This window comes from Aeromonas sp. PS2Canimalfood6, assembly GCF_048276795.1.
Classification (GTDB): domain Bacteria; phylum Pseudomonadota; class Gammaproteobacteria; order Enterobacterales; family Aeromonadaceae; genus Aeromonas; species Aeromonas caviae.
In genome coordinates this window covers 42740-56502 of record NZ_JBLUXC010000007.1, presented here as the reverse complement: position 1 = coordinate 56502, position 13763 = coordinate 42740, and the positions used below count along the sequence as shown (strand labels likewise).

Here is a 13763-nt window from a genome sequence, read left to right as displayed (position 1 = left end):
TAAAAAATGCCGCCCTAGGGCGGCATTTTGCTATCTGAGATAACAGGCTAACTTACCAGCCGGTCACTTCACGCAGGGCCTTGCCGATATCGGCGAGCGACCGCACGGTTTTCACGCCGGCATCTTCCAGGGCGGCAAATTTCTCGGCCGCGGTGCCTTTGCCACCGGCGATGATGGCGCCCGCATGACCCATGCGCTTGCCAGCCGGGGCGGTGACGCCCGCGATGTAGGAGACCACCGGCTTGGTGACGTGAGCCTTGATGTAGGCCGCCGCGTCTTCCTCGGCGTTGCCGCCGATCTCGCCAATCATCACGATGGCTTCGGTCTGCGGGTCGTTCTGGAACATCTCCAGAATGTCGATGAAGTTGGAACCCGGGATGGGGTCGCCACCGATACCGACGCAGGTGGACTGGCCGAAGCCCTCGTCCGTGGTCTGCTTGACCGCTTCGTAGGTCAGGGTGCCGGAGCGGGAGACGATGCCCACCTTGCCCGGCTTGTGGATGTGGCCGGGCATGATGCCGATCTTGCACTCACCCGGGGTGATGACGCCCGGGCAGTTGGGCCCGATCATGCGCACGCCGGTTTCCTGCAGCTTCACCTTGACGTCCAGCATGTCCAGGGTCGGGATGCCTTCGGTGATGGTGACGATGAGCTTGATGCCGGCATCGATGGCTTCCAGGATGGCGTCCTTGCAGAACGGGGCCGGCACATAGATGACGGAGGCAGTGGCGCCGGTGGCTTCCACGGCGTCACGGACGGTGTTGAACACCGGCAGGCCGAGGTGAGTGGTGCCGCCCTTGCCCGGGGAGACGCCGCCGACCATCTGGGTTCCGTAGGCAATCGCCTGTTCGGAGTGGAAGGTACCCTGACCGCCGGTAAAGCCCTGGCAGATCACCTTGGTGTCTTTGTTGATCAGAACGCTCATTATTTGGCCTCCGCTGCTTTTACCACTTGCTGAGCTGCGTCAGTCAGACTCGTTGCGGCGATGATATTGAGGCCGCTGTCGGCCAGTTTACGGGCACCCAGTTCGGCGTTGTTGCCTTCCAGACGCACCACCACGGGCACTTTCACCCCCACTTCCTTCACGGCGCCGATGATGCCTTCTGCGATCATGTCGCAGCGCACGATGCCGCCGAAGATGTTGACCAGCACGGCTTGTACCTTGCTGTCGGAGAGGATGATCTTGAAGGCCTCGGTCACGCGCTCCTTGGTGGCACCGCCGCCGACGTCCAGGAAGTTGGCCGGGGAACCGCCGTGCAGGTTGACGATGTCCATGGTGCCCATGGCCAGACCCGCGCCGTTGACCATGCAGCCGATGTTGCCATCAAGCGCCACATAGTTCAGCTCCCACTGGGCGGCGTGCGCTTCGCGAGGGTCATCCTGGGACGGATCGTGCATCTCGCGCAGTTTGGGCTGACGGTACAGGGCGTTGGCGTCGATGTTGATCTTGCCGTCCAGGCAGTGCAGGTTGCCCTTGTCGGTGATGACCAGGGGGTTGATCTCCAGCAGGGCGAAGTCGCAGTCCAGGAACATCTGGCCCAGGCCCATGAAGATCTTGGTGAACTGCTTGATCTGATCGCCGACCAGACCCAGCTTGAAGGCCAGCTCGCGGGCCTGGTAGGGCTGCGGGCCTACCAGGGGATCGATGGCAGCCTTGTGAATGAGTTCCGGGGTTTCGTGGGCGACTTTCTCAATCTCCACACCACCTTCGGTGGAAGCCATGAAGACCACGCGGCGAGAGCCACGGTCGACCACGGCGCCCAGGTACAGTTCCTTGGCGATGTCGGTGCAGGACTCCACCAGGATCTTGGTAACCGGCTGACCATTGGCGTCAGTCTGATAGGTCACCAGGTTCTTGCCGAGCCAGTTCTGGGCAAAGGCGCGGATCTCGTCCTTGCTCTTGGCCAGCTTGACGCCGCCCGCTTTACCGCGGCCACCGGCGTGGACCTGGCACTTGACGACCCAGGTATTGCCGCCAATCTTGTCGGCCGCTTCGGCCGCTTCCTGCGGGGTGGCACAGGCATAACCTTCGGAGACCGGCAGGCCATACTCGGCAAACAGCTGTTTTGCCTGATATTCATGCAGATTCATAGATGCTCTATCCGTGTTGTAGGTATTTCCGTCCGGGGCTCGTGTTTCTCAATCCCCTGTGAATGGGGGCCTGGGCGGCCCCTCGTTATCTTTCAGTCACGCTTGCTCAGACATCCAGCAGCAGACGGGTCGGGTCTTCCAGGAGCTCCTTGATGGAGACCAGGAAGCCCACGGACTCGCGGCCGTCGATGATGCGGTGATCGTAGGAGAGCGCCAGGTACATCATCGGCAGGATCTCGACCTTGCCGTCGACGGCCATGGGGCGGTCCTGGATCTTGTGCATGCCCAGAATGGCGCTCTGGGGCGGGTTGATGATGGGGGTGGACATCAGGGAGCCGAACACGCCACCGTTGGTGATGGTGAAGTTGCCGCCGGTCAGTTCATCCACGGTCAGCTTGCCGTCACGGCCCTTGCCGGCCAGGTCTTTGATGGCCTTCTCGATGTCCGCCAGGCTCATGTTGTCGCAGTCACGCAGCACCGGGGTCACCAGACCACGGGGGGTGGAGACGGCGATGCTGACGTCGAAGTAGTTGTGGTAGACGATGTCGTCACCGTCCAGCGCCGCGTTCACTTCCGGGTAGCGCTTGAGGGATTCGACCACGGCCTTCACATAGAAGGACATGAAGCCGAGCTTGATGCCGTGCTTCTTCTCGAAGATCTCGCCGTACTGCTTGCGCAGCTTCATGATGGGCGCCATGTTGATCTCGTTGAAAGTGGTCAGCATGGCGGTGGTGTTCTTGGCCTCCAGCAGACGCTCGGCGATGCGCTTGCGCAGACGGGTCATGGGCACACGCTTCTCGGTGCGACCGGCCAGCGGCGCAACCGGTGCGGCAGCCACGGGAGCGGCAGCAGTCGGCGCAGCCACGGGAGCCTTGCCCAGATTCTTGATGAAGGCTTCCACGTCTTCCTTGGTGACACGACCACCCTTGCCGGTGCCGGTCAGCTTGGCGACGTCGATGTCGTGTTCGGCCACCATGCGGCGCACGGAAGGGCTCAGGCCATCGGCAGCGTCATCGGCCACGGCTTCCACCGGCTTTTCGCTGGTCGCTTCACCGGCAACGGGGGCCGGCTTGAGCATGGCGATCAGCTGGCGGGAGAGCACGGTGGCCCCTTCGCTCTGCAGGATGTCGCCCAGTACGCCGGCTTCCGGCGCGGGCACTTCCAGCACGACTTTATCGGTTTCGATGTCAACCAGCACTTCGTCACGGGCAACCAGATCACCCGGTTTCTTGTGCCAGGTCGCGATGGTGGCATCCGCCACTGATTCCGGCAGGTCCGGTACCTTGATCTCGATAGTCATGTAATCAGTTCCTTGTTACTTCTTGGCCAGCAGGCTTGTTCCAGGTCAGAGAGGGTCCCGACACGGGCCCTCCTCATCCACAACTCGTTCATTCCAGGGTAAGGGCGTCTTCCACCAGGGCTTTTTGCTGCTTGGCGTGGACGGACATGTAACCGACGGCCGGTGAGGCCGAGGCCGGGCGACCGGCATAACGCAGACGGGCATGGCTTGGCAGCACGCTGTCGTAGTGATGACGGGTGCTGTACCAGGCGCCCTGGTTCTGCGGCTCTTCCTGACACCAGACGAAGTCGGTGACATGGCTGTAATCGGCCAGGATGGCGCGCACTTCCTCTTCCGGGAAGGGGTAGAGCTGCTCGATCCGTACCAGGGCCACGTCCTGCTGCTCGGCCTTGCGACGGGCATCGAGCAGGTCGTAGTAAACCTTGCCGGAGCAGAAGACCACGCGCTTGACGCCTTTGGGATCCAGCGCATCGATTTCGCCGATGGCGTTCTGGAAGGTGCCCTCTGCCAGCTCTTCGAGCTTGCTCACCGCCAGCGGGTGGCGCAGCAGGGATTTGGGCGTCATCACGATGAGCGGACGGCGCATGGGGCGCACCACCTGACGACGCAGCATGTGGAACACCTGCGCCGGGGTGGAGGGCACGCACACCTGCATGTTGTGCTGGGCGCACATCTGCAGGTAACGCTCCAGACGGGCGGAGGAGTGCTCCGGGCCCTGACCCTCGTAACCGTGCGGCAGCAGCATGGTCAGGCCGCACATCCGGCCCCACTTCTGCTCGCCGGAGGAGAGGAACTGGTCCACCACCACCTGGGCGCAGTTGGCGAAGTCACCGAACTGGGCTTCCCAGATGGTGAGACCGGCCGGCTCTGCGCTGGCGTAGCCATACTCGAACGCCAGGACCGCGTTCTCGGTCAGCACGGAGTCATAGACTTCAAACGGGCCCTGCTCGTCGTGCAAGTTGCACAGCGGGGTGTAGGTGCTGGCATCGGTCTGGCTGTGCAGCACGGCGTGGCGATGGAAGAAGGTACCGCGGCCGGAGTCTTCCCCGGTAAAGCGAATGCGGGATCCCTTGTCCACCAGGGTGGCGTAGGCCAGGGTCTCGGCAAAGCCCCAGTCCACCAGCTTCTCACCGGCGGCCATCAGGCGACGGTCTTCGTAGATCTTCTCGACCTGGCGTTGCAGCACATGGGTCGCCGGGTACTGGCTGATGCGCTCACCCAGGGCCTTCAGATGATCCATGGGCACAGTGCTGTCATAGGCCATGGCCCAGTCGTGACCCAGATACGGCGTCCAGTCCACGGAGTGCAGCTCCATGGGGCGCCACTCCTTGCTCACCCGCTCGCCCCGATCCAGGGTGTCGCGATAGTCGTTGACTAGCGTGGTGGCCAGCTCCGGTGCGATGGCTCCTTCGGCGATCAGCTGATCGGCGTAGATCTTGCGCGGGGTCGGGTGCTGCTTGATCTTCTGATACATCAGGGGCTGGGTCGCGCTCGGCTCGTCAGCCTCGTTGTGGCCGTGACGACGGTAGCAGACCAGCTCGATCACCACGTCGCGTTTGAAGGTGTTGCGGTAATCCAGGGCGATCTGGGTCACCAGCACCACGGCTTCCGGGTCATCCCCGTTGACATGCAGCACAGGGGCCTGCACCGCCTTGGCGATGTCGGTGCAATATTCGGTGGAGCGCAGGTCACGGATATAGGAGGTGGTGAAGCCTACCTGGTTGTTGATGACGATGCGCACCGTGCCACCCACGCCATAGGCACGGGTCTGGGACATGTTGAAGGTCTCGGCAACGACCCCCTGCCCCGCGATGGCGGAGTCACCGTGGATGGTGATGGGCAGGACGCTGGAGCCGTCCTTGTCACCGCGGCGGTCCATACGGGCACGCACGGAGCCGATGACCACGGGGTTGACGATCTCGAGGTGCGACGGGTTGAACGCCAGCGCCAGGTGGACGTTGCCGCCCGGGGTGGCGAAATCGGAGGAGAAGCCCATGTGGTACTTCACGTCCCCTGTGCCCCAGGATTCGCCGTGCTTGCCGGCGAACTCGTCGAACAGGTCCTGGGCGCGCTTGCCCAGTACGTTGATGAGCACGTTGAGGCGACCGCGGTGGGCCATGCCGATGACGGCTTCCTTGCAACCCTGCTCACCTGCGCGGCGAATAAGCTCTTTGAGCATGGGCACCATGGCATCGCCCCCTTCCAGGGAGAAACGCTTGGCCCCCGGGAACTTGGCACCCAGGTATTTTTCCAGCCCTTCGGCGGCGGTCAGGCTCTCGAGGAAGCGGGTCTTCTCTTCGAGGGTATAGTTGCCCTTCCCTTCGATGGATTCCAGCCTGTCTTGCAGCCAGCGCTTCTCCTCGGTGGAGGTAAGGTGCATGTAGTCGGCGCCGATGCTGCCGCAATAGGTTTTCTTCAGCGAGGCATACAGATCGGAGAGCACCATGGTCTCGCGACCGATGGCGTAGGAGCCCACATTGAAGGTGGCCTCCATGTCTGCACCTTGCAGGTTGTGGAAGGCCGGATCCAGCTCGGCGACCGGCTCGCGCTGCCACAGACCCAGAGGGTCCAGGTTGGCGTTCTGGTGACCGCGGAAGCGGAAGGCGTTGATCAGTTGCAGTACGCGAACCTGTTTGGCATCCACCTGGGGATCGGAGACGGGAGCGCTGTAACGGGAGGAGTCCTTGGCCAGGCGGCGGAAATAGTCGCGAACCTGGGAGTGGGGTTGTTCTACTGCATGTCCGTTGACCTGGGGCAGCGACTGGAACAGGCTGCGCCATTCGTCGGCAACGGAGTCGGGGTTTTCCAGGAAGGATTCGTACAAATCCTCAATGTAGCTTGCATTCGCACCAGCCAGGTGAGATGACTCCAACCAGGCCTTCATCACGCCGTTATGCATTTCTATCCCTTGTACATCTTGTTCGCTGCACTGCAGCTTGTAGGGTCATAGCCATCCCGGGGCGGGATGGCTATCCAGAGGTCGGGCCCGGCGCAAGGCGCCCTGGCCCCGATACTACACGGCCCGGTTGAGCAACATCGACTTGATCTGACCGATGGCCTTGGTCGGGTTCAAGCCCTTGGGACAGACGTTCACGCAGTTCATGATGCCGTGGCAGCGGAACACGCTGAAGGCGTCATCCAGGTTGCCCAGTCGCTCACTGGCCGCAGTGTCGCGGCTGTCCGCCAGCCAGCGATAGGCGGCGAGCAGGCCGGCCGGACCGATGAACTTGTCCGGGTTCCACCAGAAGGAGGGGCAAGAGGTGGAGCAGCAGGCACAGAGTATGCACTCGTACAGGCCATCCAGCTTGGCGCGCTCTTCGGGGGATTGCAGGTGCTCACGCACGGGCGGCAGTTTTTCGTCGTTGATGAGGAAGGGTTTGACCTTCTCCCACTGGGTGTAGAACTGGGTCATGTCGATCACCAGATCCCGGATCACCGGCAGACCGGGCAAGGGTCGAATGACGACCTTGCTGCCCTTCTTCAAGAGATCGGAGAGCGGCGTGATGCAGGCCAGACCGTTCTTGCCATTCATGTTGAGACCGTCAGATCCACAGACCCCTTCGCGGCAGGAGCGGCGGAAGGCGAGCGTGGGATCCAGCTCCTTGAGCTGGATCAGTGCGTCGAGCACCATCATGTCGGAACCTTCAGGAATATCAAGACGATAATCCTTCATATACGGGACGTTATCAACGTCCGGATTGTATCTGTAGACAGAGAATGTGACGTTCATTGTGCTTGGCTCCGCAATCAGTAAGTCCGGACCTTGGGCGGGAACGCCTCACGGGTCTTGGGTGACATGTTGACAGCGCGACGGGTCATGGACTCGGTGTCCGGATGATAGAGGCTGTGGCACAGCCAGCTCTCATCGTCACGCTCCGGGAAGTCGAAGCGGCTGTGGGCGCCACGACTCTCGGTACGGAAGTTCGCCGCCACCGCGGTGGCATAGGCGGTCTCCATCAGGTTGTCCAGCTCCAGGCACTCGATGCGCTGGGTATTGAACTCCTTGGAGGTGTCGTCCAGACGGGCGTTCTTGAGACGCTCGCGGATGAGTTTCAGCTCGGCCAGCCCTTCTGCCATGGCATCCCCTTCCCGGAACACGGAGAAGTTGTTCTGCATGCAGCGCTGCAGATCCTTGCGGATCTGGGCCGGGTCTTCCCCGTCACGGTTGTTTTCCCAGCGGTTGAAGCGCTCCAGCGCCTTGGCGATGTCGGCGTCGGTGGCTTCCACACCGTGCTCCATCGAACCAAGGGTCTCCACCAGGTGCATGCCGGCAGCACGACCGAACACCACCAGATCCAGCAGGGAGTTGCCGCCCAGACGGTTGGCACCGTGCACGGAGACGCAGGCGATCTCGCCCACCGCGAACAGACCGACCACCGGCACGTCGTTGCCATCCTTGTCCTGGGTCAGGCACTGGCCGTTCACGCTGGTCGGCACGCCGCCCATCATGTAGTGGCAGGTCGGGATGATGGGGATGGGCTCTTTGACCGGATCCACGTGGGCGAAGGTGCGAGAGAGCTCGCAGATGCCCGGCAGGCGGGATTCCAGCACCTCTTTGCCCAGATGATCCAGCTTGAGCTTGATGTGCGGGCCCCAGGGACCGTCACAGCCACGGCCTTCGCGGATCTCGATCATGATGGAACGGGCCACCACGTCGCGACCGGCCAGATCCTTGGCGTTTGGTGCATAACGCTCCATGAAGCGCTCGCCGTCCTTGTTCAGCAGGTAGCCGCCTTCACCACGGCAACCTTCGGTGACCAGTACCCCTGCCCCGGCGATACCGGTGGGGTGGAACTGCCAGAACTCCATGTCCTGCACGCCGACCCCGGCACGCAGCGCCATGCCGACGCCGTCACCGGTGTTGATGTGGGCGTTGGTGGTGGACTGGTAGATGCGACCGGCGCCGCCGGTGGCGAGCACGGTGGCCTTGGCCTTGAAGTAGACGACCTCGCCGCTCTCCATGTCGATGGCGGTACAGCCGACGATATGGCCATCCTGGTTCTTCACCAGATCTAGGGCATACCACTCGGAGAAGACGGTGGTCTTGTTCTTGACGTTTTGTTGATACAGGGTGTGCAGCAGGGCGTGACCGGTACGGTCGGCTGCCGCCGCGGTGCGGGCAGCCTGCTCGCCGCCGAAGTTTTTGGACTGACCGCCGAACGGACGCTGGTAGACGGTACCGTTGTCAAAGCGGGAGAAAGGCAAGCCCATGTTCTCCAGCTCATAGATGGCCTCGGGGCCGGTCTTGCACATGTACTCGATGGCTTCCTGATCACCGATATAATCGGAGCCCTTGACGGTGTCATACATGTGCCACTGCCAGTTGTCGTCGTGGGCATTGCCCAGGGCGACCGTGATCCCGCCCTGGGCGGAGACCGTGTGGGAACGGGTCGGGAAAACCTTGGATAACAGGGCGCAGCTCTTGCCGGACTGGGCAATCTGCAGCGCGGCGCGCATACCGGCGCCACCGGCACCGATCACGACCGCATCAAATTCACGAGTTGGAATAGTCACCTTACACACCCCACAGCACGACGAAACCAGTCATCACATAGACAAACAGCACCACCACCAGCACAAACTGCAGCGCACCGCGCAGTCCGACCGGCTTGATATAGTCGGTCAGCACCTGCCACAGACCGATCCAGGCGTGGATCAAGACGCATACGAGCGTCAGCAGGGTGAAGACCTTGGTGAAGGTGTTGGAGAAGAAGCCGGTCCACACCTCGTAGGTGATGTCGTTGAACGCGACAAAGCCAACCAGATAGAGGACGTAGCACGTCATGATGAGGGCGGTGGCGCGGATCAGGATGTAATCATGAACACCGCTGCGCCCGAAAGTTGCAGAATTGGTTACCATACCAGCACCCCCGCCAATACCGCCAAAACCGCGGTGATCACGAAGGCCACACGGGCACTCTGATTACCGGATTCCAGCTCTTCCCAATAGCCCATGTCCATGACCAGGTGCCGCAGACCGCCCACGATGTGGTAAGCCAGCGCGGTCAGGATCCCCCACAGCACGAACTTGACCAGGAAGTTGTCCATGATGGCAACGACCGATTCAAATCCTTCGGGAGAGGCGAGTGAAGTACCAAGCATCCACAGCAAGATGGCCAATGCCACAAAGGTGATGACCCCTGAGACACGATGCAAGATGGAAGCGATGGCGGTGACAGGAAAGCTGATCGTCTGTAGGTCGAGGTTTACAGGTCTCTGTTTGTTTTTCACGGCTTTGCCCACTCAGCTCCATTGAGCACGTTAGTTATTGTTTTCACACGCTTTGAGGGCGAGGAGTGGCATTTGTTAGGTTTTTGTTACCAAAACAACTCAGGAAAGCCAAAAATAACATTTTCGATATCACATCTGGCTTTGCGAAAGCGTTTCAAACACCGACGACCATCACCCACGTGGCGCATTATATCGGCGGCCTTAACCAATGACAATCAAATAGCTACACAGAAAATCCAAAACCGTAAACCAGATCTCACAACAGCTTTAACAAGTCATTAATGATCATCCAGCAAAATTGACAAAGACATGGTTCTCTGGTTCAAATAAGGCGCTCCAGCCGCCGTGGTACGGGTAAGAACCTTTGCCAGCGTCATAACAGTCGTAATAAAGTAGGGCTGGAACCAATTATAAAAGAGCAAAGGAGACGTGCTATGGCTGATAAGATAGCCACCCTACATCTGCCCGGAAAAGAGCCGGTTGAACTGCCGATCCTCTCCGGTACCGTTGGACCCGATGTGATCGATGTCAGAAAGCTGGGCACGCAAGGATATTTCACCTTCGACCCCGGCTTCATGGCCACCGGTTCTTGCAAATCTTCCATCACCTACATCGATGGCGACCAGGGTGTCTTGCTGCACCGCGGTTACCCCATCGCCCAGTTGGCCACCCAGGCCAGCTACCTCGAAGTCTGCTACATCCTGCTGTACGGCGAGGCCCCCACCAAGACCCAATATGCGGAATTTGAACGTCTGGTCACCCGCCACACCATGGTGCACGAACAGATCGCCTTCTTCTTCCGTGGCTTCCGCCGCGACGCCCACCCCATGGCCGTCATGTGCGGCGTGGTCAGCGCACTGTCCGCCTTCTATCACGACGCCCTCGACATCAACAACGAGGAGCATCGCGAGATCTGTGCCTTCCGTCTGCTCTCCAAGATGCCGACCCTGGCCGCCATGTGTTACAAGTACTCCATCGGCCAGCCCTTCATGCAGCCGCGCAACGCCCTCTCCTATGCAGGCAACTTCCTGCACATGATGTTTGGCGTGCCGACCGAAGAGTACAAGGTCAACCCCATCGTCGAGCGCGCCATGGACCGCATCTTCACCCTGCATGCGGACCATGAGCAAAACGCCTCCACCTCCACCGTGCGTCTGGCCGGCTCTTCCGGTGCCAACCCGTTTGCCTGTATCGCCGCGGGGATCGCCTCCCTGTGGGGCCCGGCCCACGGTGGTGCCAACGAAGCCTGCCTCAAGATGCTCGAAGAGATTGGCTCCGTGGATCGCATTCCCGAGTACATCGGCCGCGCCAAGGACAAGAACGATCCGTTCCGTCTGATGGGCTTCGGTCACCGGGTCTACAAGAACCACGATCCCCGTGCCACCGTGATGCGCGAAACCTGCCACGAGGTACTGACCGAGCTGCAGATCAAGGATCCGCTGCTGGACGTGGCCATGGAGCTGGAGCGCATCGCGCTGTCCGACCCCTACTTCATCGAGAAGAAGCTCTACCCGAACGTGGACTTCTACTCCGGCATCATCATGAAGGCCATCGGCATCCCCATGTCCATGTTCACCGTGATCTTCGCCATTTCCCGCACCATCGGCTGGATTGCCCACTGGAACGAGATGCACTCGGACCCGGATCAGAAGATCGGCCGTCCCCGTCAGCTTTACACCGGTCAGCCCCTGCGCGAATTCGTGCCCCTCGACCAGCGCTGAGCCCGATCTGTCATGGTTTGTTACAAAGGCGGTCATTGACCGCCTTTTCTTTTGCAGGTTTAATCGCGCCCTTTTACGCCAAGGACATTCATCATGAAATCTCCCCTGCTCCTCAGCTCCGCCCTCCTGCTCAGCGCCTGCCAGAGCGCCCCGACCACCGAAACCCTCTATATCCAGGACAAGCTGGCAGACTGCGTCGGTGTCGCCCCCATGAAGTGCATGCAGGTACGCAGTCAGCCGGGCGAGAGCTGGAGCCTCTTCTATCAGCAGATCGAAGGCTTCACCTTCGAGCCGGGCTACCGCTACCAGCTGGAAGTGACCAGGGAGCAACTTGCCGATGTGCCGGCCGATGCCCCTTCCTTGCGCTACCAGCTGGTCAAGATCGTGAGCAAGGAACCGGTTCGCTGACGAGTCGCTGACAGGTGACCCGGTTTCGTTTGTGTGCTCTCTGGGGTATGCTGTCACCCCTTTTTGCCACGGTTTGAGTACGGACCCGACCCGCATCATGATCACGATCCGCACCATCCGCACGCCAGACTGGCCCGCCATCATGGCCATCCAGCACGAGTGTTATCACCAGTTTGAACCCGAGTCCCTCGAGGTGATGCAGAGCAAGACCCAGCTGGCCCCCGCCTCCTGCTGGGTGGCCGAGCGTCAGGGCAAAGTGCTGGGTTACCTGCTCTGCCACCCCTGGCGTGCCCACCAGCCCCCGCCCCTCTCGGTGCCGATGAAGGCGCTGGCCGGCCACGACGAGTTCTATCTGCACGATCTCGCTGTCTCGAGCAAGGCACGCGGCCTGGGTGTCGGACAGCGACTGCTGGCAAGGGCGCTCGCTTTCGCGAGCCATGCAGGATATCGCCATGCAGGCCTGGTGGCGGTTCAGGATGCCCCCGCCTTCTGGCGCAAGCAGGGGTTTGTGCCCGCCGACACCGGCAAATCGCTGGTGGAGTATGGTGACGGGGCTGTCTATATGCGGTTGCCCCTGGCAGACAGCGGTCCCGAACCGGGAACCATCAGCAGAGTTCAATAAAAAGAATTCAATAAAAAGAATTCAATAAAAAGAGTTCAATAAAAAAGGCGCCTTTCGGCGCCTTTTTCTATTTCGCGTTGTGCTCCCGACGGGGAGATCAAGCCTTGAACTTGCTGAACACCAGAGAGGCGTTGGTACCGCCAAAGCCGAAGCTGTTGGACATGACGGTATTGAGATCCGCGGTTTCGTACTCGCGTACGATGGGCAGGCCCACGGCCTTCTCGTCCAGGTTCTCGATGTTGATGCTGGGGGCGATGAAGCCGTGTTCCATCATCAGCAGGGAGTAGACGGCCTCGTGCACGCCGGCGGCGCCCAGGGCATGACCGGTCATCGCCTTGGTGGCGGAGAGCTTGGGTGCATTGCTGCCAAACAGGGTCTGAATGGCTTCCAGCTCCTTGGTGTCACCAACCGGAGTAGAGGTACCGTGAGTGTTGATGTAGTCCACCTTGCCGACACCCTGCATCGCCATCTTCATGCAACGCACGGCGCCTTCACCGCTCGGGGCCACCATGTCGTAGCCGTCGGAGGTCGCACCGTAACCGGTGATTTCGGCGTAGATGTGGGCACCACGGGCCAGGGCGTGTTCCAGCTCCTCGACCACCAGGATGCCGCCGCCACCGGAGATGACGAAGCCGTCGCGGTCCGCATCATAGGTGCGGGACGCTTTTTCCGGGTTGTCGTTGTACTTGGTGGAGAGCGCGCCCATGGCGTCGAACTGGATGGTGGAAGACCAGTCCAGCTCCTCGCCGCCACCGGCAAAGATGATGTCCTGCTTGCCAAGCTGGATCAGTTCCAGGGCGTGACCGATGCAGTGGGCAGAGGTCGCACAGGCGGAGCTGATGGTGTAGTTGACACCTTTTATCTTGAACGGGGTGGCAAGACAGGCGGAGGTGGTGGAGGACATGGTACGCGGCACCATGTAGGGACCCACCCGCTTGACGCCCTTTTCACGGGCGATATCGGCAGATTCGGAGGTGTTCTTGCCGGAGGCGCCGCCGGAACCGGTCACGATGCCGGTACGCTCGTTGGAGACCATCTCTTCCGGCAGGCCGGCATCTTCGATGGCCTGCTGCATGGAGAGGTAGGCGTAGGCCGCGGCGTCACCCATGAAACGCATGACTTTACGGTCGATCAGTTCAGACGGATCGAGTTTGATGTTACCCCAGACACGGCTGCGCAGGTTGTACTGCTCGAACTGCTCGGAATAGGTGATGCCGGATTTGCCTGCTTTCAGGGAGGCCAGTACCTCTTCCTTATTGTTGCCGATACTGGAGATGACGCCGATACCGGTGATCACTGCTCTTCTCATTAATTCATCTCGTCTGGAAAAACTGGCACCGAGTCTACCCGCTTTCGGCTGCCAAACTGGTCTGCTTTCACGTAGAATGCC

12 protein-coding genes are annotated in these 13763 nt (G+C 60.8%); 3 read left to right on the top strand and 9 right to left on the bottom strand.

The genetic code is table 11. The features are described from left to right. Nucleotides 1-52: 52 nt before the first annotated feature. The 8 genes from sucD to sdhC form a co-directional block, all read right to left on the bottom strand. Nucleotides 53-925, bottom strand: a complete 873-nt coding sequence (gene sucD, locus ACNPAA_RS04920) for a succinate--CoA ligase subunit alpha (RefSeq protein ID WP_005300222.1) — start codon at nucleotides 923-925, stop codon at nucleotides 53-55. Further along, on the bottom strand, nucleotides 925-2091 hold the full coding sequence (gene sucC / locus ACNPAA_RS04915; protein ID WP_005300220.1) for an ADP-forming succinate--CoA ligase subunit beta: 1167 nt from the start codon (nucleotides 2089-2091) through the stop codon (nucleotides 925-927). Before sucC ends, sucD begins: the two co-directional genes overlap by 1 nt. Before the next feature lie 106 nt (nucleotides 2092-2197). Next, nucleotides 2198-3391 carry a 2-oxoglutarate dehydrogenase complex dihydrolipoyllysine-residue succinyltransferase gene (gene odhB, locus ACNPAA_RS04910; protein ID WP_042863770.1) on the bottom strand — a complete coding sequence of 398 codons (1194 nt, stop codon included), beginning with the start codon at nucleotides 3389-3391 and terminating at the stop codon, nucleotides 2198-2200. A gap of 88 nt (nucleotides 3392-3479) precedes the next feature. Continuing rightward, nucleotides 3480-6290 (bottom strand): 2-oxoglutarate dehydrogenase E1 component, encoded by a 2811-nt coding sequence (gene sucA, locus ACNPAA_RS04905; RefSeq protein WP_010674498.1) that lies wholly within the window; start codon nucleotides 6288-6290, stop codon nucleotides 3480-3482. A gap of 114 nt (nucleotides 6291-6404) precedes the next feature. After that, entirely contained in the window at nucleotides 6405-7121 is a 717-nt protein-coding gene (locus ACNPAA_RS04900) for a succinate dehydrogenase iron-sulfur subunit (RefSeq protein WP_010674497.1), read from the bottom strand. Nucleotides 7122-7138: 17 nt separating this feature from the next. Further along, nucleotides 7139-8905 (bottom strand): succinate dehydrogenase flavoprotein subunit, encoded by a 1767-nt coding sequence (gene sdhA / locus ACNPAA_RS04895; protein ID WP_029314421.1) that lies wholly within the window; start codon nucleotides 8903-8905, stop codon nucleotides 7139-7141. Nucleotide 8906: 1 nt separating this feature from the next. Further along, the gene (gene sdhD, locus ACNPAA_RS04890) at nucleotides 8907-9251 is read right to left on the bottom strand and encodes a succinate dehydrogenase, hydrophobic membrane anchor protein (protein ID WP_010674495.1); all 345 of its coding nucleotides are present in this window, start codon (nucleotides 9249-9251) and stop codon (nucleotides 8907-8909) included. Then, nucleotides 9245-9634 carry a succinate dehydrogenase cytochrome b556 subunit gene (gene sdhC, locus ACNPAA_RS04885; RefSeq protein WP_029314418.1) on the bottom strand — a complete coding sequence of 130 codons (390 nt, stop codon included), beginning with the start codon at nucleotides 9632-9634 and terminating at the stop codon, nucleotides 9245-9247. The genes sdhD and sdhC overlap by 7 nt, the downstream gene beginning before the upstream one ends. Before the next feature lie 422 nt (nucleotides 9635-10056). Here sdhC and ACNPAA_RS04880 point away from each other — a divergent pair, with 422 nt between their 5' ends. From ACNPAA_RS04880 to ACNPAA_RS04870, 3 genes are all read left to right on the top strand, one after another. Continuing rightward, nucleotides 10057-11343 carry a citrate synthase gene (locus tag ACNPAA_RS04880; RefSeq protein WP_010674492.1) on the top strand — a complete coding sequence of 429 codons (1287 nt, stop codon included), beginning with the start codon at nucleotides 10057-10059 and terminating at the stop codon, nucleotides 11341-11343. 93 nt (nucleotides 11344-11436) lie between these two features. Further along, on the top strand, nucleotides 11437-11751 hold the full coding sequence (locus ACNPAA_RS04875) for a DUF4377 domain-containing protein (RefSeq protein ID WP_045524724.1): 315 nt from the start codon (nucleotides 11437-11439) through the stop codon (nucleotides 11749-11751). Nucleotides 11752-11848: 97 nt separating this feature from the next. Continuing rightward, on the top strand, nucleotides 11849-12373 hold the full coding sequence (locus ACNPAA_RS04870) for a GNAT family N-acetyltransferase (protein WP_161470006.1): 525 nt from the start codon (nucleotides 11849-11851) through the stop codon (nucleotides 12371-12373). 97 nt (nucleotides 12374-12470) lie between these two features. Here ACNPAA_RS04870 and fabB read toward each other — a convergent pair whose 3' ends face one another. Beyond that, a complete protein-coding gene (gene fabB / locus ACNPAA_RS04865) occupies nucleotides 12471-13682 on the bottom strand; it encodes a beta-ketoacyl-ACP synthase I (RefSeq protein ID WP_151027721.1) in 1212 nt (403 codons plus the stop codon). Between the last annotated feature and the right edge of the window lie 81 nt (nucleotides 13683-13763).

Excerpts from the sequence above, each read along its gene's own strand:
- sucD (WP_005300222.1), bottom strand. The coding sequence starts at position 925 with ATGAGCGTTCTGATCAACAAAGACACCAAGGTGATCTGCCAGGGCTTT.
- sucC (WP_005300220.1), bottom strand. The coding sequence starts at position 2,091 with ATGAATCTGCATGAATATCAGGCAAAACAGCTGTTTGCCGAGTATGGC.
- odhB (WP_042863770.1), bottom strand. The coding sequence starts at position 3,391 with ATGACTATCGAGATCAAGGTACCGGACCTGCCGGAATCAGTGGCGGAT.
- sucA (WP_010674498.1), bottom strand. The coding sequence starts at position 6,290 with ATGCATAACGGCGTGATGAAGGCCTGGTTGGAGTCATCTCACCTGGCT.
- ACNPAA_RS04900 (WP_010674497.1), bottom strand. The coding sequence starts at position 7,121 with ATGAACGTCACATTCTCTGTCTACAGATACAATCCGGACGTTGATAAC.
- sdhD (WP_010674495.1), bottom strand. The coding sequence starts at position 9,251 with ATGGTAACCAATTCTGCAACTTTCGGGCGCAGCGGTGTTCATGATTAC.
- ACNPAA_RS04880 (WP_010674492.1), top strand. The coding sequence starts at position 10,057 with ATGGCTGATAAGATAGCCACCCTACATCTGCCCGGAAAAGAGCCGGTT.
- ACNPAA_RS04875 (WP_045524724.1), top strand. The coding sequence starts at position 11,437 with ATGAAATCTCCCCTGCTCCTCAGCTCCGCCCTCCTGCTCAGCGCCTGC.
- ACNPAA_RS04870 (WP_161470006.1), top strand. The coding sequence starts at position 11,849 with ATGATCACGATCCGCACCATCCGCACGCCAGACTGGCCCGCCATCATG.
- fabB (WP_151027721.1), bottom strand. The coding sequence starts at position 13,682 with ATGAGAAGAGCAGTGATCACCGGTATCGGCGTCATCTCCAGTATCGGC.